The sequence below is a fragment of the Staphylococcus argensis genome, assembly GCF_002902305.1.
Taxonomy (GTDB): domain Bacteria; phylum Bacillota; class Bacilli; order Staphylococcales; family Staphylococcaceae; genus Staphylococcus; species Staphylococcus argensis.
Window position 1 is genome coordinate 254,436 of record NZ_PPPX01000001.1, and the last position, 26,747, is coordinate 281,182.

General features: G+C 39.5%; 21 protein-coding genes. 17 read left to right on the forward strand and 4 right to left on the reverse strand.

Annotation, left to right across the window (positions count from 1 at the left end; genetic code table 11):
• Window positions 1–12: 12 nt before the first annotated feature.
• The 3 genes from CD039_RS01260 to gdpS all read right to left on the reverse strand — a co-directional run bounded on the left by CD039_RS01260 (window position 13) and on the right by gdpS (window position 2,640).
• The gene (locus CD039_RS01260) at window positions 13–507 is read right to left on the reverse strand and encodes a threonine/serine exporter family protein (RefSeq protein WP_040806453.1); all 495 of its coding nucleotides are present in this window, start codon (window positions 505–507) and stop codon (window positions 13–15) included.
• A 21-nt stretch (window positions 508–528) separates the two neighbouring features.
• Window positions 529–1,293: a threonine/serine exporter family protein gene (locus CD039_RS01265; protein WP_103370812.1), complete on the reverse strand. Its 765-nt coding sequence runs from the start codon at window positions 1,291–1,293 to the stop codon at window positions 529–531.
• Between the two features lie 276 nt (window positions 1,294–1,569).
• Window positions 1,570–2,640, reverse strand: coding sequence for a GGDEF domain-containing protein GdpS (gdpS, locus tag CD039_RS01270; protein WP_103370813.1), 1,071 nt, complete (start codon window positions 2,638–2,640; stop codon window positions 1,570–1,572).
• Window positions 2,641–3,136: 496 nt separating this feature from the next.
• On the opposite strand from gdpS, the gene CD039_RS01275 reads away from it, so the two are divergent.
• Window positions 3,137–4,195 carry a glycosyltransferase family 4 protein gene (locus CD039_RS01275; protein ID WP_103370814.1) on the forward strand — a complete coding sequence of 353 codons (1,059 nt, stop codon included), beginning with the start codon at window positions 3,137–3,139 and terminating at the stop codon, window positions 4,193–4,195.
• A gap of 142 nt (window positions 4,196–4,337) precedes the next feature.
• Here CD039_RS01275 and CD039_RS01280 read toward each other — a convergent pair whose 3' ends face one another.
• Window positions 4,338–4,976, reverse strand: a complete 639-nt coding sequence (locus tag CD039_RS01280; RefSeq protein ID WP_103370815.1) for a YigZ family protein — start codon at window positions 4,974–4,976, stop codon at window positions 4,338–4,340.
• Between the two features lie 229 nt (window positions 4,977–5,205).
• On the opposite strand from CD039_RS01280, the gene fakB1 reads away from it, so the two are divergent.
• The 16 genes from fakB1 to rapZ all read left to right on the forward strand — a co-directional run bounded on the left by fakB1 (window position 5,206) and on the right by rapZ (window position 26,745).
• Window positions 5,206–6,069: a fatty acid kinase binding subunit FakB1 gene (fakB1, locus tag CD039_RS01285; RefSeq protein WP_103370816.1), complete on the forward strand. Its 864-nt coding sequence runs from the start codon at window positions 5,206–5,208 to the stop codon at window positions 6,067–6,069.
• Between the two features lie 143 nt (window positions 6,070–6,212).
• Window positions 6,213–7,535, forward strand: a complete 1,323-nt coding sequence (locus CD039_RS01290; protein ID WP_103370817.1) for a DEAD/DEAH box helicase family protein — start codon at window positions 6,213–6,215, stop codon at window positions 7,533–7,535.
• Window positions 7,528–8,214 (forward strand): ComF family protein, encoded by a 687-nt coding sequence (locus tag CD039_RS01295; RefSeq protein ID WP_103370818.1) that lies wholly within the window; start codon window positions 7,528–7,530, stop codon window positions 8,212–8,214. The genes CD039_RS01290 and CD039_RS01295 overlap by 8 nt, the downstream gene beginning before the upstream one ends.
• A gap of 66 nt (window positions 8,215–8,280) precedes the next feature.
• A complete protein-coding gene (gene hpf, locus CD039_RS01300; RefSeq protein ID WP_103370819.1) occupies window positions 8,281–8,865 on the forward strand; it encodes a ribosome hibernation-promoting factor, HPF/YfiA family in 585 nt (194 codons plus the stop codon).
• 457 nt (window positions 8,866–9,322) lie between these two features.
• Window positions 9,323–11,854, forward strand: a complete 2,532-nt coding sequence (gene secA, locus CD039_RS01305) for a preprotein translocase subunit SecA (RefSeq protein WP_103370820.1) — start codon at window positions 9,323–9,325, stop codon at window positions 11,852–11,854.
• A 191-nt stretch (window positions 11,855–12,045) separates the two neighbouring features.
• Window positions 12,046–13,159 (forward strand): peptide chain release factor 2 gene (gene prfB / locus CD039_RS01310; protein ID WP_103370821.1). Its coding sequence is split into 2 segments (ribosomal slippage): window positions 12,046–12,117 and window positions 12,119–13,159, totalling 1,113 coding nucleotides; the frame shifts between segments, so codons are not numbered across the junction.
• Between the two features lie 463 nt (window positions 13,160–13,622).
• Window positions 13,623–14,615 carry a CHAP domain-containing protein gene (locus CD039_RS01315; RefSeq protein ID WP_103370822.1) on the forward strand — a complete coding sequence of 331 codons (993 nt, stop codon included), beginning with the start codon at window positions 13,623–13,625 and terminating at the stop codon, window positions 14,613–14,615.
• 337 nt (window positions 14,616–14,952) lie between these two features.
• Complete coding sequence (locus CD039_RS01320; protein WP_103370823.1) at window positions 14,953–15,186, forward strand: CsbA family protein; 234 nt, start codon at window positions 14,953–14,955, stop codon at window positions 15,184–15,186.
• Window positions 15,187–15,446: 260 nt separating this feature from the next.
• The gene (uvrB, locus tag CD039_RS01325; RefSeq protein WP_002472937.1) at window positions 15,447–17,429 is read left to right on the forward strand and encodes an excinuclease ABC subunit UvrB; all 1,983 of its coding nucleotides are present in this window, start codon (window positions 15,447–15,449) and stop codon (window positions 17,427–17,429) included.
• Between the two features lie 5 nt (window positions 17,430–17,434).
• Complete coding sequence (uvrA, locus tag CD039_RS01330) at window positions 17,435–20,269, forward strand: excinuclease ABC subunit UvrA (RefSeq protein ID WP_103370824.1); 2,835 nt, start codon at window positions 17,435–17,437, stop codon at window positions 20,267–20,269.
• A 477-nt stretch (window positions 20,270–20,746) separates the two neighbouring features.
• Window positions 20,747–21,688, forward strand: coding sequence for an HPr(Ser) kinase/phosphatase (gene hprK / locus CD039_RS01335; protein WP_103370825.1), 942 nt, complete (start codon window positions 20,747–20,749; stop codon window positions 21,686–21,688).
• A 3-nt stretch (window positions 21,689–21,691) separates the two neighbouring features.
• Window positions 21,692–22,537 carry a prolipoprotein diacylglyceryl transferase gene (lgt, locus tag CD039_RS01340; RefSeq protein ID WP_103370826.1) on the forward strand — a complete coding sequence of 282 codons (846 nt, stop codon included), beginning with the start codon at window positions 21,692–21,694 and terminating at the stop codon, window positions 22,535–22,537.
• The gene (locus CD039_RS01345) at window positions 22,537–23,016 is read left to right on the forward strand and encodes an acyltransferase (RefSeq protein ID WP_103370827.1); all 480 of its coding nucleotides are present in this window, start codon (window positions 22,537–22,539) and stop codon (window positions 23,014–23,016) included. The genes lgt and CD039_RS01345 overlap by 1 nt, the downstream gene beginning before the upstream one ends.
• Window positions 23,017–23,036: 20 nt before the next feature.
• Window positions 23,037–24,473, forward strand: a complete 1,437-nt coding sequence (locus tag CD039_RS01350; RefSeq protein ID WP_103370828.1) for a tetratricopeptide repeat protein — start codon at window positions 23,037–23,039, stop codon at window positions 24,471–24,473.
• Window positions 24,474–24,537: 64 nt separating this feature from the next.
• On the forward strand, window positions 24,538–25,482 hold the full coding sequence (gene trxB, locus CD039_RS01355; protein WP_103370829.1) for a thioredoxin-disulfide reductase: 945 nt from the start codon (window positions 24,538–24,540) through the stop codon (window positions 25,480–25,482).
• Window positions 25,483–25,839: 357 nt separating this feature from the next.
• Complete coding sequence (gene rapZ / locus CD039_RS01360; protein ID WP_002472923.1) at window positions 25,840–26,745, forward strand: RNase adapter RapZ; 906 nt, start codon at window positions 25,840–25,842, stop codon at window positions 26,743–26,745.
• Window positions 26,746–26,747: the final 2 nt, after the last annotated feature.

Below are 26,747 nucleotides of genomic sequence, written 5' to 3' on the forward strand. Positions count from 1 at the left end.
AATGTTAATCATTTAAGCACGGTTATTCATATTATAACTTTTACGATAGGTCTTCCCTTTAATACGCCCAAAGTATTGCTTAATGCGTATATAAAGGTGATAAACGATTTCGGCACACAGAATGCCGAATGCGATGGCACCGGAAATCAGTGTAACCTCTAAAAATGTATTAACGGCGTGTGTGTATTCGTTAGACACGAGGAAGCGTGTAGCTTCGTACGCCAATCCTCCAGGGACAAGAGGAATGATGCCGGGCACGATGAAGATGATGACAGGTCTTTTATAATGACGGCTCATAATGTGACTCATCAAAGCCAAGATGAAACTACCGAGAAAGGCGGCCATAACTTTACCTAGCTCTGCATCTAACGTCAGTTTATAAATAATCCAACCCATGGCACCAACGAAACCACAGGCTAAGAGTAGACGCCGCGGCGCATTAAATAAGATTGAGAATAGGATAGTAGCTAAGAAACTGATAATAAAGTGAAAGATATACACAAAAATACTCAATGTCTGCGTCTCTCCTTAATAAAAGATTAATAATACGATGGCAACGCCTGCGCCAATCGCAAATGACGTTAGGGCAGCTTCGACTCCACGGGACATCCCCGCGATAAGCTCGCCGGCCATCAAGTCACGAATCGCATTGGTGATCAGAATCCCAGGCACCAACGGCATGACACCAGCGATGGTAATCGTGTTCTGATTGTATGCCCAACCGAGATGCGTTACCGTTGCGGCAATTAAGATAACCACAGCTGCACTGATGAATTCAGAGAAGAATTTAATTTGGATAAATTTCTGAATCCATTCAAATGTAAGGAATGCACCAGCGCCGGCAATGACTGCGTAAATAAAGTCATGCGCTACGCCTCCAAACATAAATAGGAAGAAGCCACATGCGATAGCAACAGCGAAGAATTTCAATACTGTCGTAAATTGTAAAGACATATGATGTAGATGTACGAGTTCTGATTTCGCTTCATCGATTGTTAATTTGTGCGCTGCAATTTTACGAGAAATATTGTTAACTAAAGCGATCTTCTCTAAATCTGTTGTTCGTTCTCGAATGCGGATTAAACGCGTGTTAGTACGATTATTTAACGAGAAGATGATCGCTGTCGACGTCACGAAACTATATGTATCCTTTAAACCGTAGCTGGCAGCCATGCGGTTCATCGTATCTTCTATTCGATAAGTTTCAGCACCGCTCTCTAGCAATATCCGTCCGGCTACGAGCACGAGATCGATGACCTTATCTTCGTCGATGATTGTAATTGATTCTGACATAAGTGCGCCTCCTATTCACCACAATAGAGCTATTGAAAGTTTACAGCTTGGACGGTCTTCTTTCAATATATTTTTTGAGTTGTAATCAATTTTTCATTTTTCTAAAATGTGCGCTTAAAAATAATGCACGTGCAGTACTTTAGGGTTGGGGATTTCTGTGCTGCACCTTAAAAAAGGGATGAGACTAGCCACACGTTAACGTGCGCTAGTCACACCCCAATGGGCAAGCTTAAATATTAATAATGACTAGTTAGTTATTACCAGAAAAGTGTGAGACTAAACCTTGATAATTGGGTTAAACATGACTTGGTTTCGTCCTTCTTTTTTCGCAACATGTAACATATCATCTGCATCTTTAAAGACTTTGCGTTGTGATTTGTAATCTTCGCGCGTTAAATAGCCTACGCCGATAGATACAGAAAGTTTAATGACTTCTTTATCAGGTAAGTGGAAGGACGATTGTTCCACGCCTTTACGGATACTTTCGCCTAGTTTCACACATTGATCGAGTGAATAGTTACGCAACACGATAGAGAATTCTTCGCCGCCATTTCGAAAGATCTTGATATGTTCGGGCACATAATTGATGAGTAGTTGTGCCATCTGACGTAACACCGCATCTCCGGCTTGGTGAGAGTAATCATCGTTAACATCTTTAAAGCCATCGATATCGATGAGCAGTAGACCTAGACCTTCTTGATGCTCATCGGCAAGACGTGACGTCTCGTTGAGGTGACGGTCGAATTCTTTAACATTACCCAAACCTGTGAGGTAGTCGAGTTGATCTTCATTTTCATAACGATTGACGAGAGAGAAGAAATGCCAAATATCTAAGAAAGTCAAAGATGCCGTGATTGTTAAGACGAAAGATAATGGCACTAAGAACATTAATTTTACTAACTCGTAGTAAGGGCTGATCAACGCTAGAATAAGTAATAAGACGAGAGTGATTAAATTAAGAATTTGAATTGAAGCGAAATCACTTTGCTTCAAGAAAGGTCCGATAGCGCTGACGATGACCGCAATAACGATAAGTGTAATGCTGCCGATATAGTCGTAGTGAAAGACGAGTATACTGACGATGGATACCACTACGGCTGAGCTGACGGTAAAGAACATATTCGTATAACGACCGAGGAAGAGTAGCGGTACGAACGTGAGATAGAGTTCGTATCGATTCATCAATGGTATCGGATTGACAGCTAAGAGTAGCGCAATGATGGTCATTAGGATGGCCACATACACTTGCGAGAACACCATATTTTTATTCTCAGAATACTGTAAGCGATGGAATAAGTAGATTCCTGCAACAGTAACTGCAATGTTGTAAATGATAGCTTCAAACATGACTGGTTCGCTCCTTTTAAATCTCCTTTGTTATTGTAAGTGAAATTCTACTTTTTGTCATTTAGTTCCTCAGATTCGGGCGGTATTTATCGTTTGTTTGGATAGGAGGATGGAGTTCGAGATGGCGTATGTAGTAGGCGAAATTGTTCAAAGCGTTTGAGTGAATGTGGGGGATATCGCTTTTGAGTAAAAGTAGAGGGCTCTCTTTTGAGTAAATTGCAGGTGAGCGGTCGAGCAGTTGTTTTAGTGTAAATGATTTATAATTACTCCCAACAACTTATAATTCCAAGATTAAATTAACAATCTTCTATGATATGGATTGTCTTATCAAAAGTATATGCGTTATTATATCTTCAAGTGACATATTGTAGCATAGTAAAGTAAAATGAAAGTAAAGGGTAAGTTAAGTCTATGTGTAAGTTATTTTACTAATGACCTCACATGTTAGACTTTCTTTCACCAACCTTACGAAATTTAAATATTTGAAGGTGAACTGATGTATACATTATTGCTCGTATTATTCACTATGATAGTCAGTTTAATTATAACGCCTATTATTATTAAGATATCTTATAGATTAGGAATTGTAGATAAACCCAATTATCGCAAGATACATAAGAAACCTGTCTCAGTGCTAGGTGGAACAGTCATACTCTTTTCATTTCTCATCGGGATTTGGTTAGGACATCCTATCGAAACGGAAGTGAAACCGCTCATTATTGGTGCAGTCATTATTTATCTCGTCGGTTTAATTGACGATATTTATGATTTGAAACCACTTGTGAAATTAGCAGGACAAATTGTGGCCGCGCTCGTCGTAGTCTTCTACGGTGTGACGATTGATTTCATCTCGTTACCTATTGGACCAACGATTCATTTTGGTATTTTGAGCGTGCCTATTACTGTAATTTGGATTATCGCGATTACGAACGCAATTAATTTAATTGACGGTTTAGACGGATTGGCTTCAGGCGTCTCAGCGATTGCCTTGTTAACGATTGGTTTTATCGCGATTTTACAAGGAAATATCTTTATTATTATGATTTGTAGCGTACTTTTCGGTACATTACTTGGATTTTTAGTATTCAATTTCCATCCAGCCAAGATTTTCCTTGGAGACAGTGGCGCATTGCTGATTGGCTTTATCGTCGGTTTCTTATCTCTTTTAGGTTTTAAAAATATTACCTTTGTATCGCTATTCTTCCCGATTGTCATCCTTGCAGTACCATTTATCGATACGTTGTTTGCAATGATACGTCGTGTGAAGAAAGGGCAACATATTATGCAAGCAGACAAATCCCATTTACATCATAAGTTATTACAACTTGGTTATTCGCATCGCCAAACCGTAATGCTGATCTACTCCATTGCGCTTATGTTTAGTCTATCTAGTATTATTCTATACTTATCACAACCATGGGGCGTGCTCATGATGTTGATCCTCATCGTGATTACGATTGAATTGATTGTAGAATTTACTGGATTGATTGATGATGACTACCGTCCGTTGTTGAAATTAATTGAACAGAGAGAGCGTAAACATCGAGGAGAGTGAATTTTTAAAGAGAATTTCTCTGTAGCCAAGCGCATCATTAGGGTTTAAAGCTCAGTGATATATTTACAATAAACATTTTACAACTAATAATAAGCCACTCCGCTGCATTAATCAGGGAGTGGCTTTCGTCATCTCATTACGTTTAATTAGTCTCAATATCAAACGGCAAGCGCATAGGTTCGCCCGTCTCTAAGGTATACTGACCGGCAGTTACTCGATTGAGAAATTCAACATAGTCGTCGTAATCCGCTTCAACGACATCAATTTGATAGCTTACTTTATCAGTATACGTCGTATCGCGCAACATGTAAGGCGTAGAATCCAGTTCGTATTCAAGTTTGCCAGTAAGATCATAGCCGATAGTCACCGTCGTCGGGAGTGCGCTGCGTAGCTCAACACGTCCTGCATCATAAATGACGTCGCGCACAGCACCACTGTATGCACGAATGAGGCCACCGCCACCTAATTTAATTCCGCCGAAATAACGTGTTACGACGACACAAACATTATGTGTATCTAATTTCTTTAATATTTCTAGCATGGGTACACCGGCTGTACCACTTGGTTCACCGTCATCATTTGCTTTCTGAATGTTCATTTGGTCGCCCACAGTATAGGCAGAGCAGTTGTGGGTCGCCTCGTGATGTTCTTTCTTCTTCTGAGCGATAAAGTCTTTCGCTTCTTGTTCTGTTTCCACAGGTTTAATGTGAGCGATAAATCTTGATTTATTAATAACATTTTCAATCGTATGTTCATTTTTAACTGTTATGATGGCGTCCATTCTGTCGTCACATCCTTCGTTTCTCTTTGCGTGAATGACACCGAGCGTCGAGTAGGAAATGCGCTCTATCACGGGCTGACTAAGCACAGCTTAGCTTCACGCACACTATTTAAAGTCGTAATACCTTTTATTATACACTGAACGGTAGATGAGATTAAATGTAAAAAGCAATTTTCTTTTAGTGAAAAATAAGGTATGATTGTGCTAAGTATAATTTAGGAGGATTAAGATGAAGATTGCTGTACTGTCAGACTCAACCAGCTATCTCCCACAAGATCTTATAGATAAATATCACATCGAGATTGCACCGTTAAGTGTTACATTTGAAAACGGTGAGAATTTTATAGAAGGGGACACACTTTTCGCTAAGGAATTCTACGAACGTATGCATAGTGAAAAGACCATCCCTACAACGAGTCAGCCAGCAATTGGAGAGTTTATCAAGCGTATTGAGAATTTACGTGATGAGGGCTATACCGATGTTATTGCTATATGTATTTCCACGGGTATAAGTGGCTGTTACCAAACTGTAAAGCAAGCTGGAGACATGGTGGACGGAATTAACGTTCATCCATTTGATACGAAACTTGCAGCCATGGTTGAAGGTGGCTACGCTTTAAGAGCGATTGAAATGATTGAAGAGGGATATGAACCTGATGCGATTATCGACGAATTAGTTGCTATTCGCGAAGAGACAGGTGCGATTCTCATGGTGGATGATTTGAAGAATCTTCAGAAGAGTGGACGTATTACAGGGGCACAAGCATGGTTAGGTAATTTGTTGAAAATGAAGCCTGTCTTGAAATTTGAAGACGGTCTCATCGTACCTGAAGAGAAAGTACGTACGAAGAAACGTGCATTAAAAGCCATCGTGAAGAAAGTGCTTGCTCGTGTTGAAGATTATGATGTCTTAACACTCTATGTCATCGGCGGTGATATCGAAGAAGATGCAGAGTGGATGTACGAGGAAGCGAAACGTCAAAGACCGGATGCGCACATTATCTATTCTAACTTTGGACCTGTAATCGCAGCGCACCTTGGTTCAGGTGGTATTGGATTCGGTTATATGCCACGAATTATTAGAGATCATTAAGACGAATCATTATGGAATGTGTCAGAGTATATATTAAGAAGTGTATGGTTAACTGTAAGGTCAGTTTTTTGAGTAAAAGGCTTGGATGTCTCTCAATAATGATAAATTGACTGTAACTGTAGTCATGCTTCTTAAGCGTGCTCTTGGCGCATTCTTTTTTTATAGGAGGTTACGATATTAAATACTACGGAAGATTAATTGACAACTTAGATGTAATAACGACAGAGACGGTTAGCCAGACCTCTACTGGCGTGACGCGCGATCAACAAGGCGATTTATGCCAGCAATGTGGTAATACAGATGCTCAGTTATTTTACACTTATTATTCTAAAATGCTTGATACAGAGATATGCTATTGCCGTAATTGTATCCAACTTGGTCGTATGGACAACATCAATCCGATTTATCAGATTGCTTCAGAACAGTTTGAAAGTGAAGCGGACTATCACTTGCCTTTCGAACTCTCGGCTCAACAGACGTACGCTTCGAGAGAGATTGTTGCCGCAGTAACAGAATATAAAGATTTATTATTATATGCAGTGACAGGAGCAGGGAAGACAGAGATGATCTTTGAAGCGATTCAACTTGCACGGAGACGTGGCGACAATGTTGCAGTAGTATCTCCACGCGTGGATGTTGTCATCGAAATTAGCTATCGCTTGAAAGATGCTTTTACGACTGAAACTATTGACGTCTTGTACCAAGGCCAAACACAACATGGAGAGGGCCACTTTGTTATTGCGACAGTACATCAATTGTATCGTTTTAAAGCACATTTCGATGTGGTCTTTGTCGATGAAGTCGACGCATTTCCTCTTGCAGGGGACCCGACTTTGACGCAAGCGTTACATGCTGCGTGTAAAGAACGCCATGCTATTATTTATATGACTGCTACACCGCCAAACGATTTATTACGAAACTTTGATGAGACGCATATCGTTAGGTTGCCTGCGCGTTTTCATCAACATCCACTTCCTGTTCCACAATTTCAGCTTTTTAAATTAAAACCACGACGTCGCCAACTCAAACTCATGCATCTATTTCAAGAACAAGTCGATAAGCAGCGTTATACACTCGTCTTCTTCAATCATATTGAGACGATGGTTCAAGCATATGCTCACTATCGGCAAGCGTTTCCGGATTTAATCTTTGTCCATAGTGAAGATGCGTTACGTCATGATAAAGTTCAAGCGTTACGAGAGGGACACCACCGAATTGTGTTTACCACGACCATTCTTGAACGAGGATTTACGATGGCGCAACTCGATGTCATAGTCGTGAACAGCCATACGTTCAAGAAAGCAGCACTAGTTCAAATTGCAGGACGGGTAGGGCGTAAGAAAGAAGCGCCAACCGGGCGTGTGTTGTTTTTACATGAAGGTATTACCGGAGAGATGTTGAGGGCGCGTCGGGATATCCGTGCGATGAATCGTCTCGCTTTGGAAAGAGGGTGGATTCATGAGTAGATGCATGCAGTGTCACGCTCAGTTTCACGAACCGCTTCACATCCTCAATTTCTATAAAGCAACGCCTTTAATTTGCCCGTCATGTGAGCAACAATGGGAGGATATGTGTCTGACCAAAGACGACACTTCAGATGTAAGACGCTGTCAAAGATGTCTCAAAGTGCTAGCAGAAGATGAAATCACGTGTCTCGACTGTGCTTTTCTAGAGCAATCGTATCGTCTCATCGATCAGTTGTATTGTACCTATCAGTATAAGGGGATGGTGCGTGAAACTATTCATCAGTACAAGTTTCTCAAGGACGTAGCGTTGGCTGAGGTGATTGCTTCGAAAGTGCGTCTTCCTCAAGAGCAGTTTGATTACATCGTTCCCATTCCTTCACCGGTCGAACGTGATCGCGGACGGACATTTAATCCAGTGAAAGTCGTGTTAGATCAGATGCATGTCCATTACACTGAGATGTTAGAAACACGGATTCGTCCGAAGCAGTCCGCTTTGGGTAAAATGAAGCGAGCGCGTTCTGCCAATCCTTTTACCTTTAACAGTGAAATTAATATTGCGAACAAATCTATATTATTGGTAGATGATATCTACACAACAGGTTTGACCGTCCACAATGCAGGCGCACAACTTTATGTTAGAAAAATCAGAAAATTAGGAGTGTTAACGTTTGCACGGTAGGGTGAACGTGGTAATATATAAGTAAGGAACAATATATAAATAGAGGTTTTAAAGGAGTCGATTGCAATGATTAGATTTGAAATTCATGGAGAGAACCTCACTATTACTGATGCGATTCGCAACTACATCGAGGAGAAGATCGGTAAGTTAGAACGCTATTTCAATAACGTTCCGAATGCAACAGCACACGTTAAAGTGAAGACGTATCATAATTCAGCGACTAAGATTGAAGTGACAATTCCACTTAAGAATGTGACTTTAAGAGCTGAAGAACGCCATGATGACTTGTATGCAGGCATTGATTTAATCACTAGCAAACTTGAAAGACAGGTCAGAAAGTATAAAACACGTGTGAACAGAAAGAACAGAGATCATGGTATTCAAGATGTCTTTGCGGCACTGCCTGATGATCAAGAAATCAAAGCGACTTACAATACTGAAGCGGGTAAGGACGATGACGAAGACGAAATTGAAATCATCCGTTCTAAACAGTTCAGTTTGAAACCGATGGACGCTGAGGAAGCAGTGTTACAAATGAATCTATTAGGTCACGATTTCTTCGTCTTTAGAGATAGAGACACTGAAGGAACTAGTATCGTTTATAAACGTAAGAACGGTAAATACGGCTTAATTGAAACGACTGAAGAATAATTAACGACTCTGGTTTAACCTCGACATGAGATGAGAAGAAGTACTCGACTTTCAAGTCAGTAAATAAAGTAATAATTAATAAATGTGGCGAGAGTCATTAATTGTTAACAATATCATAAATATTAAAGAGCGCGTCGATGATTTCTTAAATGAAATGATCAGAGACGCGCTTTTGTTGTGTGAAGTTAAAGTGAAATGTTATAAGTAAGGTGGTATTGATCATACGAGTGAATCATCATCACCATACAATTTTAGGTTATATGTTGGTCTCAAGTGCTAAGTATGAGAGATGTTTCAGTAAGAAATTTTAAAAGAAATAACGGTTGTTTACTTACAGATATATAATATTAACAATTAATCGTGTGCTACGGGGTACGAGAGTACAATTTTACTCGGAAAAATGATAAGATAAATTGTTGTAAGCTTAGATGTTATTAAAGCTAAAGGAGCGAACAGAATGGGTTTTTTATCAAAATTAGCTGATGGTAATAAGAAGGAAGTTAAGCGCTTAGGCAAAATCGCTGATAAAGTGCTTGCTTTAGAAGAAGATATATCGCTATTAACTGATGACGAAATCAAAGAGAAGACGAAAGCATTTCAAGAGAAATTACATGCTGAAGAAGATGTGAAGAAACAGAATAAGATGTTAGATGATATCTTACCAGAAGCCTACGCACTCGTTCGTGAAGGTGCGAAACGTGTCTTCAATATGTCCCCTTATCGTGTCCAAGTCATGGGCGGTATTGCTATCCACAAAGGTGACATTGCAGAGATGAGAACTGGTGAAGGTAAGACGTTGACAGCTACTATGCCGACTTACCTCAACGCCTTAGCAGGTCGTGGTGTGCACGTTATCACTGTCAACGAATATTTATCTAGTGTTCAAAGTGAAGAGATGGCAGAGCTCTATAACTTCTTAGGTTTGACTGTAGGCTTGAACTTAAACAGCAAATCAACAGAAGAGAAGCGTGAAGCGTATGCATCTGATATCACTTACAGTACGAACAACGAGCTCGGTTTCGATTACTTGAGAGACAACATGGTGAACTATGCAGAAGAACGTGTTATGCGCCCACTTCACTTCGCTATCATTGACGAGGTCGACTCTATTCTAATTGACGAGGCTCGTACACCGCTCATTATCTCAGGAGAAGCGGAGAAATCAACTTCACTCTATACGCAGGCTAATGTGTTCGCTAAAATGTTGAAAAATGAAGAAGACTATAACTATGACAAGAAAACAAAATCAGTACAGCTAACTGAACAAGGTATCGATAAAGCTGAACGCATGTTCAAGATCGATAACCTTTACGATGTAAAAAACGTAGAAATTATTAGTCATATTAACACGGCATTACGTGCTCACGTGACACTTCAACGTGATGTTGACTACATGGTACACGAGGGCGAAGTGCTCATCGTAGACCAATTTACTGGACGTACTATGCCAGGACGTCGTTTCTCTGAAGGTCTTCACCAAGCGATTGAAGCGAAAGAAGGCGTACAAATTCAGAATGAATCTAAGACGATGGCGTCTATCACATTCCAGAACTACTTCCGTATGTACAATAAATTGTCAGGTATGACCGGTACAGCGAAGACGGAAGAGGAAGAGTTCCGTAACATTTACAATATGACAGTTACTCAAATCCCAACGAATAGACCGGTACAACGTGTCGACAAACCAGACCTTATCTATATTAGTCAAAAAGGTAAATTCGATGCAGTAGTAGAAGATGTCATCGAGAAACATAAGAAAGGTCAACCGATTCTCTTAGGTACTGTAGCGGTTGAAACCAGTGAATATATCTCTAACCTCTTGAAGAAACGTGGCGTACGTCATGACGTACTTAACGCGAAGAACCACGAACGCGAAGCAGACATCGTTTCTAAAGCAGGTCAAAAAGGTGCCGTTACAATCGCGACGAACATGGCTGGTCGTGGTACAGACATCAAACTAGGTGAAGGCGTCGAAGAACTTGGCGGTCTTGCGGTAATTGGTACCGAACGTCACGAATCTCGCCGAATCGATGACCAATTACGTGGTCGTTCTGGACGTCAAGGTGACAAAGGTGACAGTCGTTTCTACTTATCACTTCAAGACGAATTGATGGTGCGTTTCGGTTCAGATCGTTTACAAAAAATGATGAACCGCTTAGGTATGGACGATTCCACACCAATTGAATCTCGTATGGTTTCACGTGCAGTAGAATCTGCTCAGAAACGTGTCGAAGGTAACAACTTCGATGCGCGTAAACGTATTCTTGAATATGACGACGTGTTACGTAAACAACGTGAAATTATTTATGGTGAACGTAATAATATTATCGATAGTGAATCCAGTGACGAACTTGTACAAGGTATGTTGCGTTCTACGCTTGAAACAGCGATTCGTTATTATATTAACGAAGAAGAGGACGATCCAGATTACGAACCATTCATCAATTATGTGGATGATGTGTTCTTAAGCGAAGGCGACTTGAAAGTCGAAGATATTCGCGGTAAAGACAACGAAGATATCTTTGAAGTCGTTTGGGCTAAGATTGAAAAAGTATTAGAAAGTCAACGTTCTAAGATTGGCGAACAGTTCAATGAGTTCGAACGCATGATTTTACTACGTTCTATCGATGCGCACTGGACAGATCATATCGATACGATGGATCAATTACGTCAAGGTATCCATCTCCGTTCTTATGGTCAACAGAATCCACTTCGTGACTATCAAAACGAAGGCCATCAACTCTTTGACGACATGATGACTGCAATTGAAGAAGATGTCAGCAAGTATATCTTGAAATCAGTGATTACCGTTGAAGATGATGTTGAACGTGAAAAAACGAAAGACCTAGGTAAAGCAGAACATGTGAATGCTGAAGATGGTAAAGAGAAAGTGAAACCACAACCTTACGTTAAAGGTGAGGAAGTGGGACGTAATGATCCTTGCCCTTGTGGTAGTGGTAAGAAATATAAAAATTGTCATGGTGCTTAAAGCGAATGAAAGCCTATGCTAATTTGTGGGAGGTCTCAACGTTAAGCGGGGTGTTTATGCCACCGTTAATGTTGAGATCTTTTTACTCATAAGTGTGTTAACAATGGACGCGCTTATCAATCAAGACTCAGCCTAGTGAAGATATATGTTAAAATGAATGAAAAAGCAATTGTGAATGAGGAGAGATAGGAATGGAATTATCCGAAATCAAACGTAATATCGATGCCTATGCGGCGAAACTCGATCAAATTAGGGGGTCTCTTTGACCTAGAAGAGAAAGAGACAAACATCCAGGAATATGAAGAGATGATGGCAGATCCATCATTCTGGGATGATCAGAACAAAGCACAAGAGATTATTGATAAGAATAATGCTTTGAAATCAGTTGTTAACGGTTTCCGAGATTTAGAAACCACACTCGAGGATATGGATGCCACACGTGAATTGTTAGCTGAAGAATATGATGAGGATATGAAACAAGATTTAGAGTCAGATGTTGAGGATTATCAAAGCAAATTAGATACCTTTGAACTTCAGCTACTGCTCGATGGCCCATATGATGCTAACAACGCTATCTTAGAGCTTCATCCAGGTGCAGGCGGTACTGAATCTCAAGATTGGACGAGCATGCTGTTGCGCATGTATCAACGTTACTGCGAGCAGAAAGGGTTCAAAGTTGAAGTGGCGGACTATCTTCCAGGTGATGAAGCGGGCGTCAAGAGCGTGACACTTATCATTAAAGGTCATAATGCCTATGGTTATTTGAAGGCTGAAAAAGGTGTGCATCGTCTCGTGAGAATTTCACCATTTGACTCTTCAGGTCGTCGTCACACATCATTTGCATCATGTGACGTTATTCCAGAGTTTGATAACAATGAAATTGAGATTGAGATTAATCCAGATGATATCTCTGTAGATACGTTCCGCGCTTCTGGTGCAGGAGGTCAGCACATTAACAAGACGGAATCAGCTATCCGTATTACACACCATCCTACAGGTATTGTAGTGAACAACCAGAATGAGCGTTCACAAATTAAGAACCGTGAAGCAGCGATGAAGATGTTAAAAGCGAAGTTGTATCAACTTAAGTTAGAAGAACAAGAGCAAGAGATGGCAGAAATTCGTGGTGAACAGAAAGAGATTGGTTGGGGTAGTCAAATCCGTTCGTATGTCTTCCATCCATATTCTATGGTGAAAGACCATCGCACTAATACTGAAACAGGTAAGGTTGATGCAGTGATGGACGGCGATATCGGTCCGTTTATCGAAGCATATTTACGTAGTCAAATTGATCAAGAATCATAATATTGTAGTTATATCGTGAGTGGGCAGGAAGTGATTGAGTCGCTTCTGCCTGCTCTTTTTGTGTGGTGGTTCTTTTGAAAAGGTGACAGTTGGGTTTCGTTTAGGTTTTGTTAGTTATAGCTATAAGGGATTAGCGTAAGAAAAAGGGGTAGTAATAAGCGATATTGTCGATTTTGAGAAGCTAAAATTGAGTAGTATTATATTGTAAGTATACATTTTTAGAGTGATAACTAAATGAAATCTTCATGTAGTTGTGTTACAAAGCTGAATTGAAGGTATTTTATTAAAGTAGGTTAATCCTTTGATACTACTGGGATAAGGGGCGTTTAGATAAGTGTTTCGATGACGAAAGTGCGTAATTATTTCACTTTTATATTACATAATGATGACATATAATATTACCACTCAGAATTGTGATATAGTAAGTTTAACAAAATAATTACAGCGAAGGATTGAACTAATTATGAAGAAAATGATTACATTATCAGCAGTCTCATCAGCAGCTTTATTTTTCGGAATTCATGGCGTTGCCTCTGCAGATCAAGTTCACACTGTGAAAGATGATGCACAATTATCTGATATAGCTTCAACATTTGCGACTAATTCAAACGAACTTAAATCTCTTAATAATATAAATAGTAATTCAGTGAATGCAGGAACAGATCTTATCATTCCTGATGTAGATATTTACGAAGTGAAAGCCGGCGATTCAATTCAAGGTATCGCAGAAACTCATAACTTAACGGTAGAACAACTTTATCAATTAAACCCTTATTTAGGTGATGTAATTCACCCAGGCGATTTACTTGCGATTTCCGAAAAGGGTTCTGCGCATTTATATAACTTATATCAAGCATATAGCCAAGGTGGTAGGACTTATGCGCCAGCCACTAACTATGCATCATACAACGCTACTCAATCGTCAGCATCATACGGTGCTAATACAGGAGCTGTAACACAAGCACCAGCAACTCAAGCAGCACCTACAACAGGACAAACGTCATCACCAGCATCGTACACACAATCTTATGCACCAACAGCACCACAAAGTTACACAACGACAACTAAAGCGTCTCAAGCGTCACAACATTACTCTGCACCTGCAACAGTACATCATCCAGCAGCTTCAAATGCAGCCAACTCATACAGCTGGGGTTACTGTACTTATTACGCATTTGAACGCCGTCAACAATTAGGTCGCGGTATCGGTAACTATTGGGGCAATGCGAACAACTGGGCAAATGCAGCACAACGTAATGGTTACACTGTAAACCGTACACCAGAAGTTGGCGCAGTCTTCCAAACAACAGCAGGTAGCTATGGTCACGTAGGTGTCGTTGAAAGAAAGAACAATGATGGTTCAATCCTCGTTTCTGAAATGAACTGGAACGGCGGTTTCGGTAAGAAATCATACCGCACAGTTACAAACCCAGGTCAATACAGCTACATCCACTAGGATATAGATTTTATAATAATCATAGACGCGCCAATTCCTATTTTCGAAGTAGGGGTTGGCGTGTTTTTGTAATGGGGGAGAAATGAGTAGCAGGCCAGTACAATTCGATTATTCATTCGATGATTTAAAGTCCTTATTAGCTACGACAATAAATTTCAAATTCTCTTATAAAATGCTTTGAAAAATAACGCTAAAACTTGCATAATTTAGGTAACCACTTATCTAAGAATGTCGTACATAAATAGTGAGTGAAGTTGAAGTATGAAGTCGAAAGACAATCATGATAGTGAGTTCAACTAGAGTAAGTATTTTAAAGAAGAGAAATGGGTGAATCGAATTGATTTGGTATTTCATGGCAGCATTCTTTCCGTGCATACTTATCGTGCTATTCAGTGTGCTCACACGCAGCAAATGGGTCGGTACATTATTGACGTTGATATTGATTGGCGTCTCTGTGTGGAAAGGATTCTTTCACAATGAGTGGATTATATTTATAGATGTCGTTTCACTAGCGGCAGGCTATCTTATTATCGATCAATTACAGTTTCATAAACATCAAGATGATGAGTGACTGTAAATATACTTTCTCTTCTTATTATATAGGCAGCTAGACACTAGTCCTACAGGTTTAAAATTTCTAAAATAGGCAAACATAGATAAGTAACTATGTTTGTTTTTTTATGCTATAAAATAAGTTGATAATAAGCGAACAAACGTTTGGACTTCGTGTGATGAATCTGTTAAAATATAGATAAGTATAACGGGCGAATAGAAATAAGAAGTATCATAGATGACAATTACAAGCGATTAATCAATAGGAGTGTATGTTATATGGAGCACCATCCATTTAAGTTATCTTCCGAATTTGAACCACAAGGGGATCAACCTCAAGCAATTAAAAAGATTGCAGATGGCGTTAAAGCAGGCAAACGTCATCAAACCTTACTTGGTGCCACAGGTACAGGTAAGACCTTTACGATGAGTAACGTTATTAAAGAAGTAGGCAAACCTACTTTAATTATTGCCCATAACAAGACATTGGCGGGTCAACTCTACAGTGAGTTTAAAGAATTTTTCCCTGAAAATAGAGTAGAGTATTTCGTGAGTTACTACGATTATTATCAACCAGAAGCGTATGTGCCTTCAACTGACACATTTATTGAGAAAGATGCTTCTATTAACGATGAAATCGACCAATTACGTCACTCTGCTACGAGTGCATTGTTTGAAAGAGACGATGTAATCATTATTGCCAGCGTCAGCTGTATTTATGGTTTAGGTAACCCGAAAGAATACCGTGACTTAGTAGTAAGTATTCGAGTGGGTATGGAAATGGATCGTAGTGAACTACTACGTAAACTTGTTGACGTTCAATATACACGTAATGACATTGATTTCCAACGCGGTACTTTTAGAGTAAGAGGGGACGTTGTTGAAATCTTCCCAGCATCTAGAGAAGAAATGTGTATCCGTGTGGAATTCTTCGGTGATGAGATTGATCGTATCCGTGAGGTTAACTATCTAACAGGTGAAGTGCTCAGAGATAGAGAACACTTTGCGATCTTCCCGGCTTCCCACTTCGTTACTCGTGATGAGAAGATGAAAGTGGCAATTCAACGCATCGAGAAGGAACTTGAAGAACGTTTAGAAGAATTACGTTCTGAGAATAAACTGTTGGAAGCACAACGCCTCGAGCAACGTACGAACTATGACTTAGAGATGATGAGAGAAATGGGCTTCTGTTCAGGCATAGAGAACTATTCTGTGCACTTAACATTACGTCCGTTAGGTTCCACACCATATACGTTATTGGATTACTTTGGTGACGATTGGTTAGTAATGATTGATGAATCTCACGTAACGTTACCTCAAATTCGCGGAATGTATAATGGTGACCGTGCGCGTAAACAAGTACTAGTCGACCACGGTTTCCGTTTACCAAGTGCAATGGATAACCGCCCACTCAAATTTGAAGAGTTTGAAGAGAAAACGAATCAACTCGTTTATGTCTCAGCTACGCCTGGTCCGTATGAAATGGAACATACCGACGAGATGGTTGAACAAATCATCCGTCCAACAGGATTATTGGATCCTAAAATTGACGTCCGTCCAACTGAGAATCAAATTGATGACTTGCTCAGTGAAATCCACACACGTATCGAGCGAAATGAGCGTGTCCTAGTTACGACGTTAACTAAGAAGATGAGTGAAGATTTAACGACCTACATGAAAGAAGCGGGAATCAAAGTCAATTACTTACACTCAGAAATTAAGACACTCGAGCGTATAGAAACGATTCGTGACTTACGTATGGGTACGTATGATGTTATCGTAGGAATTAACTTATTGAGAGAGGGACTTGATATACCGGAAGTTTCTCTCGTAGTGATTCTCGATGCGGATAAAGAAGGCTTCCTTCGTTCGGAACGTTCTCTCGTCCAAACTATTGGACGTGCAGCGCGTAATAGCGAAGGGGAAGTAATTATGTACGGCGATAAGATTACAGATTCTATGCAGCATGCCATAGATGAAACGCAACGTCGTCGTGAGATTCAAATGAAATTCAATGAAGAACATAATATCACGCCAACTACAATTAATAAGAAGATTCACGATGTCATTAGCGCGACGGTGGAGAACGACGACACGAACGAGAAGAAACAAACCGAAGTGCCTAAGAAGATGTCTAAGAAAGAGCGTGAAAAAACAATTGATAATATAGAAAAAGAAATGAAACAAGCAGCGAAAGACCTTGACTTCGAGAAAGCAACCGAACTTCGTGATATGTTATTTGAATTAAAAGCAGAAGGGTGACATGAATGAAACAACCATCCATTTCAATTAGAGGAGCAAGAGCACACAACTTAAAAGGTGTAGATATCGAAATACCTAAGAATAAGCTTGTCGTAATGACAGGCTTATCAGGTTCAGGTAAATCATCACTTGCTTTTGATACGATTTATGCTGAAGGACAAAGACGTTATGTAGAATCACTCAGTGCATACGCACGTCAGTTCTTAGGTCAGATGGACAAGCCAGATGTCGATAGTATCGAAGGGTTATCTCCAGCGATATCTATCGATCAGAAGACGACAAGTAAGAACCCTCGTTCTACTGTTGCAACAGTAACGGAAATTTATGACTATATTCGTCTGTTATATGCACGTGTAGGTAAGCCATATTGTCCTAACCATGGTATAGAAATCGAATCTCAAACGGTGCAACAAATGACAGATCGTATTCTCGATTTAGAAGAACGTACGAAGATTCAACTTTTAGCACCTGTCGTATCTCATCGTAAAGGTTCACATGAAAAGCTCATCGACGATATTAGTAAGAAAGGTTATGTTCGCGTACGTGTTGATGGTGAAATTACAGATGTGAATGAAGTGCCTGAATTGGATAAGAACAAGAATCATTCGATTGACGTTGTCGTCGATCGATTAGTAGTTAAGCCAGGCATCGAAACACGCCTTGCAGATTCTATTGAAACGGCGCTTCAACTTTCAGAAGGTACACTCATAGTTGACGTTATCGGTGACGAAGAGATGAAATTCTCAGAGAACCATGCGTGTCCAATTTGTGGTTTTTCTATAGGTGAACTAGAGCCTCGTATGTTTAGTTTCAACAGCCCGTTTGGTGCTTGCCCGACATGTGATGGTTTAGGTCAAATCTTACGTGTAGATTTAGATTTAGTCGTGCCTGACCCGAACAAGTCGTTGAACGAAGGTGCTATTCTACCTTGGGAACCAACTAGCTCTGATTTCTATCCAACATTGCTTAAACGTGTGTGTGAAGTTTATAAAATTGATATGGATAAACCGTACAAGAAGCTTACACAACGTCAAAAAGATATATTAATGTATGGTTCTAAAGGTAAGAAGATTGAATTTATGTTCCGTCAAAGAAACGGACAGAAACGTAAAAGAACGATGGAATTTGAAGGTGTCGTTCATAATGTTAACCGCCGTTATCATGAATCACCTTCAGAATACACACGTGAGATGATGAGTAAATATATGACGCAGCTTACATGTCAAACTTGTCATGGTAAACGATTGAGTCGTGAAGCACTCTCTGTTTATGTTGGAAATAAAAATATTGGCGATGTCGTGGCTTATTCTATAGGAGAAGCATTAAATTATTACGATAATCTTGAACTTTCTAGCCAAGACCGCACCATTGCAGATCAAATTCTTAAAGAAATATACTCACGCTTGAAATTCTTGTATAATGTGGGGCTTGAATACCTTACATTGGACCGTTCAGCAGGTACATTATCAGGTGGTGAAGCACAACGTATTCGCTTAGCTACTCAGATCGGTTCAAGATTGACCGGTGTGCTCTATGTGCTTGACGAACCTTCAATTGGTTTGCATCAACGCGATAACGACCGTCTCATCAATACATTGAAAGAGATGCGTGATTTAGGTAATACGTTAATCGTAGTTGAACACGATGATGATACTATGCGTGCAGCAGATTATCTTATCGATGTCGGTCCTGGTGCTGGTGAACATGGCGGAGAAATCATTGCGAGTGGTACGCCTAAACAAGTAATGAGAAAGAAATCATCACTTACAGGTCAGTACTTGAGTGGTCAGAAATTAATAGAAGTTCCTGAACATCGACGTGAAATTACCGATAGAAAGCTTCATATCAAAGGTGCACGAAGCAATAACTTGAAAGACGTCAACGTAGACTTACCGCTATCTACAATGACGGTGGTTACAGGTGTTTCAGGTTCCGGTAAAAGCTCGTTAGTCAACGAAGTCCTCTACAAGACATTGTCGAAAGAAATTAATAATTCGAAAGTAAAACCCGGGGATAACGATGGTATTGATGGATTAGATCAACTCGATAAAGTCATCGATATCGACCAATCTCCAATCGGACGTACCCCACGTTCTAACCCAGCGACTTATACGGGTGTCTTCGATGATATACGTGATATCTTCGCTCAGACGAATGAAGCGAAAATTAGAGGCTATTCTAAAGGTCGTTTCAGTTTCAATGTTAAAGGTGGACGTTGCGAATCATGTAAAGGTGATGGAATCATCAAGATTGAAATGCACTTCTTACCAGATGTGTATGTGCCTTGTGAAGTTTGCGATGGCAAACGCTATAATCGCGAAACATTAGAAGTGACTTATAAAGGCAAGAATATCGCAGATGTACTTGCGATGACTGCCGAAGAAGCGACACATTTCTTTGAAAATGTACCGAAAATTCATCGCAAGTTGAAGACATTGGTAGACGTAGGTCTAGGTTATGTGAAGTTAGGTCAACCTGCGACGACACTTTCAGGTGGTGAAGCGCAACGTGTTAAACTCGCCTCTGAACTTCACAAACGTTCTACAGGTCGTTCTATCTATATTTTAGACGAGCCGACAACAGGGCTTCACGTCGATGATATTCGTCGCCTATTGAATGTGCTCAATAAGCTTGTTGATAATGGAGATACTGTGGTGATTATCGAACATAACTTAGATGTTATTAAGAAAGCAGACTATCTCATTGATTTAGGTCCTGAAGGTGGCGATGGTGGCGGTACTATCGTTGCGACAGGCACACCAGAAGAGGTAGCTGAAGTTAAAGAAAGTTACACAGGTCAATACTTGAAACCTGTATTAGAAAGAGATACACGCCATTAGATAGAAATTGGCATTCTCATTTTCTTGAGTTATTTAGAAAGTGAGAATGCCTTTTTGTATCGTTATATCTCATGTCTTATTTCCTGCTTCTCTAATTAATTTTTAATGTGTTTAACTCATGCTTTTTGATATCATGAAACTAAAGTAGTATGGTGTAATGAGTGTATGCATATTACAATTCACTATGATAGATAAGCATCTGTTCTGTATTATTTATAAGAACACGTCATAAAAATAAGCGCAGTAACTGACTGATTTCGAGAAGGCGCTTTGTTTTCTGGCCTCTCATCTCAACGTAGAGTCAGCACTACGAAATGACATCTTTCTGCGTCATTCTCAAGGTTACTATTTTATGACAATGATTAGAGCAATTCACTTTTGTAGTGAAATAATGATAGAATGAAATGAATGTAGTGACTTTTACATCAATCAGCATTAGCTGACTTGAAAAGTACTAAGAGTGATAGAGGTGTACGGATGTTAACTACGAAAAGTATTATTGAACGCTTTGAACTGAAACTCGTGGCTGGAGAAAAGGGACTAAATAAGAAGATTATGAATACAGATATATCAAGACCAGGGCTTGAAATGGCAGGTTATTTCTCTCACTATGCTTCGGACCGCATTCAACTGCTCGGAACGACAGAGTTATCGTTCTATAATTTGTTGCCGGACGAAGAGAGACAAGGGCGTATGCGGAAATTATGTCGTCCTGAAACACCTGCTATTATCGTGACTCGCGATCTTGAGCCACCTCAAGAGTTGTATCAAGCAGCTGAAGAACTCGATACGCCTCTCATTATGTCCTCAGTAGCTACAACACAGCTTATGAGTCGACTCACAACCTTTCTTGAACACGAACTCGCCAAGACGACATCTATACATGGAGTGCTCGTCGACGTTTACGGAGTTGGAGTCTTGATCACAGGTAATTCAGGTATTGGTAAAAGTGAAACTGCCCTAGAACTTATCAAACGTGGTCATCGTCTCGTGGCAGATGACAACGTAGAAATTCGTGAAATTACTAAAGACGAACTTATCGGAAAGCCGCCTAAGCTCATTGAACATTTACTTGAAATTCGAGGGTTAGGCATCATCAATGTGATGACACTCTTTGGCGCAGGTTCAATTCTTACGGAAAAGCGTATACGTTTAAATATTCATTTAGAAAATTGGCATGAAGATAAATTGTATGACCGTGTGGGTCTTAATGAAGAAACGTTGAGAATATTAGAAACAGAAATTACTAAGAAGACCATTCCAGTGCGACCAGGTAGGAATGTCGCGGTCATCATTGAAGTAGCAGCGATGAATTATCGTCTCAATGTCATGGGCATTAATACAGCGGAAGAATTTAATGACCGTTTAAATGCTGAAATACTTAGAAATAGCCAGAAAGAACAGGACAAGGAGAACTAAGGCATGAATTTAACTTTGAATTACATCGATCCCGTTGCCTTTCAATTAGGACCTATTGCGGTGCGATGGTACGGTATTATCATTGCTTGTGGTATATTATTAGGTTATTTTATAGCGCAACGTACACTTCAACGTGTTGGGTTTGATAAAGAAGTACTCGTAGATATTCTCTTTTGGAGTGCGATCATAGGATTTATTGTCGCTCGGATATACTTTGTCATTTTCCAATTTCCATATTATGCGCAACATCCAGCGGAAATACCGAAGATTTGGCACGGAGGTATCGCCATTCACGGTGGGATTATCGGTGGCTTCATCACTGGTATTTTTATCTGTAAGCGTAAAAATATTAATCCGTTTCAAATGGGAGATATCGCTGCGCCAAGTATGATACTTGCTCAAGGTATTGGACGTTGGGGTAACTTTATGAATCATGAGGCGCATGGTGGACCAGTGTCACGTTCATTCTTAGAGCATTTACATATTCCTGACTTTATTATTGATAATATGTATATTAATGGTGTTTATTATCATCCAACATTTTTATATGAATCAGTTTGGGACGTTTTTGGTTTTATCATCTTACTTAGCTTACGTAAACATTTGAGAATTGGAGATACGTTTGCTTTATATCTCATTTGGTATTCTATTGGTCGTTTCTTCGTGGAAGGCTTACGTACAGACAGCTTAATGTTGACGAGTCATATTCGTATCGCTCAACTGATGTCTATCGTTCTCGTTATCGTAGGTATTGTCATCATTATCATTAGACACGTGAAGTTTAAACCACAACGTTTTAAAGAAGCTAAGCCTTTACCTTGGCCAAATCAACGAGCAGGTGAGCGTTAGTGCGTAAGTTAAAGGAACATAAAGTGAAGGGTGTAAACCCACTTTGGCAACTGTATCGCTTTGTGCAACGCAGCCGTTTATTTAAGAATACGCTTATCATAGAGTTAACACGTTATATACCCAGTTTAAAGCTTAAGCGCTGGGTATATATTCATTTGTTAAACATGACGATTGGTGAACATACCGCGTTTGCTTTCAAAGTCGTACCTGATCTACTCTATCCTGAATTGATAACGATAGGCGAGAATTGTGTCATCGGTTATAACACGACCATTCTGACTCATGAATTTACGGTTCAGGCACATCGTAAAGGTCAGGTGAATATTGGTGACAATACATTGATAGGTGCGAATGTTATAATACTACCTGGTATTCATATTGGATCAAATGTTCAAGTCGCTGCAGGAACTGTCGTGAGTAAAGATGTTCCTGATGGCGCTTTAGTAAAAGGGAACCCAATGCAAATCATTAAAGACTAAAGATTAAAGGAGGTGACCCCATGGCACAACGTAACAATGTGATTCCAATGAAGAGAGATGAAAGTTTCTATCGTAATATGGCTGAGCATCGTTTTGCGCAACAAGATTTTAAAAAAGCGGCAACGTATTTTCAAAAAGTGCTAGAAGCGTCACCTCAAGACTTTCAAGTACTGACCAAATACGCTACGTCATTGACGAAATTAGGTTTAGGCAAAAAGGCTGAAGCGCTCTACTTCGAACAAATCGCGGAAGGTGCTCATGTTGAAGAGAGCTATTATGAATTAAGCCAATTAAATATTACTTTAAATGAACCGAATAAAGCATTCCTATTTGGAATCAATTACGTCATTATCTCTGGCAATAAAGATTATCAAAAAGAGTTAGAGTCCATGTTTGAAGTCTCTTATCATGCACCAGAGAACTTGGAAAAGGAAGCGCAATTATTCTCTACTCAACTCATCTTCCAATATTTATTCTCGCAGGGACGTATGGAAGCGGCTCATGATTTCATTTATAGACAAGCTGAAGATATCCAACAACATCGCATCGTAAAAAATCTCTTAGCTATGTGCTATTTGTATATGAATGAATATGAGACAGCTAAAACGATGTTCGAAGCGCTACTTGCGGAAGACAATACGGATGTGCATGCGCTTTGTCACTATACGTTGTTGTTGCATAATATGAACGAGACAGAGAAGTATCAACGCTATTTGAAATTGCTCAGTAAAGTCGTGCCTATGAATGACGATGAGTCATTTAAACTCGGTATCGTCTTGAGCTATTTGAAACAATACGAGGCTTCTCAGAAATTACTCGTACCTTTATATAAGAAAGGAAAATTCCTATCTTTACAGATGTATCACGCGTTGAGCTATAACAATTATTTCCTAGGAAATATTGAGGATAGTGAGTACTATTGGAATAAATTGCGTGAAGTCTCTCAAGTAGATAGCGGTTATCCACCTTGGATGATAGAGAAGAGTAAAGAACAATTTAATACTCAAATCTTACCATTATTGTTAGATGACGATGATCATTATCGTATTTACGGTATTTTCTTGCTCAATCAATTGAAAGGTCGAGAGATTCTATTGACAGAAGAAATCTGGAAGATTCTTGAAAGTATGAATGATTATGAGAAACTTTATCTCACTTACCTCATTCAAGATTTGAAGCTGAATAAATTGGACTTTATCCACCGAGGCTTACAAGCTATATACGAGCAGCCGTCATTGCGACAATATCAAGACGTGTTTATCAGATGGATTGATTTAGCTGAAACGATTATCGATACTTATGACGAGTTGCCTGAGGTAGAACCGTTTGTAGCTGCAACTATCTATTTATATTTCAGTTCAGAAGGACTGAAAATGACGAAGAAACAGCTATGTGATTGGTTTGATTTAACGTATTATCGTCTCGATAAAGCGATAGATATATTCATGAGCATATAATTTTTACAAAGATAGGGCGTGTTATATAATGCGCTTGATGATAAATAACTAGGAGGCAATGTAGATGACTGAACAAGTGGATTTCGATGTTGCAATTGTAGGCGCAGGTCCTGCAGGTATGACAGCAGCAGTTTATGCTTCTCGTGCAGATTTAAGTACAGTAATGATTGAAAGAGGTATGCCAGGCGGTCAGATGGCAAATACAGAAGAGGTTGAGAACTTCCCTGGCTTTGACTTTGTCACAGGGCCAGACCTTTCTACTAAAATGTTTGAACACGCGAAGAAATTTGGCGCTGAATATCAATATGGCGACATCAAGTCAATTGAAGACAAAGGTGACTATAAAGTAATTAATTTAGGTAACAAAGAAATTACAGCCTACGCTGTGATTATTTCCACTGGTGCAGAATACAAGAAAATCGGTGTCCCTGGTGAACAAGAACTCGGCGGTAGAGGTGTAAGTTACTGTGCCGTATGTGACGGTGCATTCTTCAAAGGTAAGAAACTTTACGTTATCGGTGGCGGTGACTCAGCTGTCGAAGAAGGTACTTTCCTTACTAAATTCGCAGATAGCGTAACGATTGTACACCGTCGTGACGAATTACGTGCTCAAAAAATCTTACAAGATCGCGCATTCAAAAATGACAAAGTTGATTTCATTTGGAGTCACACATTGAAGACGATTAATGAAAAAGATGGCAAAGTTGGCTCACTTACACTTGAATCCACTAAAGATGGTTCAGAACAAACAGTGGATGCTGATGGTGTATTCATCTATATCGGTATGAAACCATTAACAGCACCATTCGAAGATCTGGGCATTACAAATGAGACTGGCTATATCGTTACAAACGACGATATGAGCACATCTATCCCTGGTATTTATGCTGCTGGTGATGTACGTGACAAAGGTTTACGTCAAATCGTTACTGCTACAGGTGACGGCAGTATCGCAGCGCAAAGTGCCAATGCCTATATCGAACAAGTGAAAGAGAAACTTGAAGGTTAATTGAGTTTCTATCTTCCGAGAGATTCATATCGAGGGTGTTCTGACCCTCTATGAATCTCTTTTCTATACATAATAGCGGCGTATAAAGCTTAGAGACCATCAATGCGGCATTAGTATTGTCCGTAGTATATTCAGTTCAATCACTAAACTTAACATTGTGATATGTATGACTTTTCATGTAAAATATGGTGGAGAGATAAACGTTCTTAATCGTGAGCACAGCTCTAAAATGTAGCTTAAGATAATGGGACATTTACATAGTTGACTTGCGGTTAAGCAGTGAAGACGTTGAAATAAAGAGAACGTGAAACAAAGTAGCAACAACATAACATTAAGCAACGGATGGTGGATTGAGAAATGCAACGAGATGATAAAGATATTGTGAAAAGTGAACTGTTAGTCGTAACTGGATTATCAGGGGCAGGTAAATCATTTGTGATACAAACATTAGAAGATATCGGCTATTTCTGTGTCGATAATTTACCGCCAATACTCTTACCGAAATTTGTGGAATTGATGGAACAAGGGAATCCATCGTTACAGAAAGTCGCTATTGCTATCGACTTGAGAGGTAAAGAGTTATTTAAATCCTTGATTAAAGAAATTGATCAAATTAAAAGTCGTAATGACGTTATCGTAGATTTAATGTTCTTAGAAGCGACGAATGAGAAACTCATTTCACGTTATAAAGAATCTCGACGTGCACATCCATTGAATGATCAAGGTCAACGCTCATTAGTAGAAGCAATCGATGAAGAACGTAAACTATTGTCAGAAATTAAAAGTTTAGCGAACTACACGATTGATACGACACATCTAACAACGAAAGAATTGAAGAAACGCATTAATGACTATTTCACTTCTAATAAATATGAGCCTTTTAGTATTAACGTAACGAGCTTTGGCTTTAAGCATGGGATTCAAATTGATGCAGATCTCGTCTTTGATGTGCGTTTCTTACCTAACCCGTACTACGTTGAATCGTTGAGACCTTTAACAGGTGAAGATGATAGTGTTTATCAATATGTGATGAAATGGAAAGAAACAGAAATTTTCTATAACAAACTCATGGATTTATTGAAATTTATGATTCCAGGTTATAAGAAAGAAGGTAAATCTCAGCTTGTTATTGCGATAGGTTGTACAGGTGGTCAGCACCGCTCTGTCGCTTTAGCGAAAAGAATCGGCTCAGAATTGAAAGAAAGCTTTGATTATCATGTATATGTGCAACATCGCGATGCACATATTGAAAGTGGCGAATAATA

Coding starts and splice junctions, on each gene's coding strand:
- CD039_RS01265 (WP_103370812.1), bottom strand. CDS start 1,293: ATGTCAGAATCAATTACAATCATCGACGAAGATAAGGTCATCGATCTC.
- gdpS (WP_103370813.1), bottom strand. CDS start 2,640: ATGTTTGAAGCTATCATTTACAACATTGCAGTTACTGTTGCAGGAATC.
- CD039_RS01275 (WP_103370814.1), top strand. CDS start 3,137: ATGTATACATTATTGCTCGTATTATTCACTATGATAGTCAGTTTAATT.
- CD039_RS01280 (WP_103370815.1), bottom strand. CDS start 4,976: ATGGACGCCATCATAACAGTTAAAAATGAACATACGATTGAAAATGTT.
- fakB1 (WP_103370816.1), top strand. CDS start 5,206: ATGAAGATTGCTGTACTGTCAGACTCAACCAGCTATCTCCCACAAGAT.
- CD039_RS01295 (WP_103370818.1), top strand. CDS start 7,528: ATGAGTAGATGCATGCAGTGTCACGCTCAGTTTCACGAACCGCTTCAC.
- hpf (WP_103370819.1), top strand. CDS start 8,281: ATGATTAGATTTGAAATTCATGGAGAGAACCTCACTATTACTGATGCG.
- secA (WP_103370820.1), top strand. CDS start 9,323: ATGGGTTTTTTATCAAAATTAGCTGATGGTAATAAGAAGGAAGTTAAG.
- CD039_RS01315 (WP_103370822.1), top strand. CDS start 13,623: ATGAAGAAAATGATTACATTATCAGCAGTCTCATCAGCAGCTTTATTT.
- uvrB (WP_002472937.1), top strand. CDS start 15,447: ATGGAGCACCATCCATTTAAGTTATCTTCCGAATTTGAACCACAAGGG.
- uvrA (WP_103370824.1), top strand. CDS start 17,435: ATGAAACAACCATCCATTTCAATTAGAGGAGCAAGAGCACACAACTTA.
- hprK (WP_103370825.1), top strand. CDS start 20,747: ATGTTAACTACGAAAAGTATTATTGAACGCTTTGAACTGAAACTCGTG.
- lgt (WP_103370826.1), top strand. CDS start 21,692: ATGAATTTAACTTTGAATTACATCGATCCCGTTGCCTTTCAATTAGGA.
- CD039_RS01350 (WP_103370828.1), top strand. CDS start 23,037: ATGGCACAACGTAACAATGTGATTCCAATGAAGAGAGATGAAAGTTTC.
- trxB (WP_103370829.1), top strand. CDS start 24,538: ATGACTGAACAAGTGGATTTCGATGTTGCAATTGTAGGCGCAGGTCCT.
- rapZ (WP_002472923.1), top strand. CDS start 25,840: ATGCAACGAGATGATAAAGATATTGTGAAAAGTGAACTGTTAGTCGTA.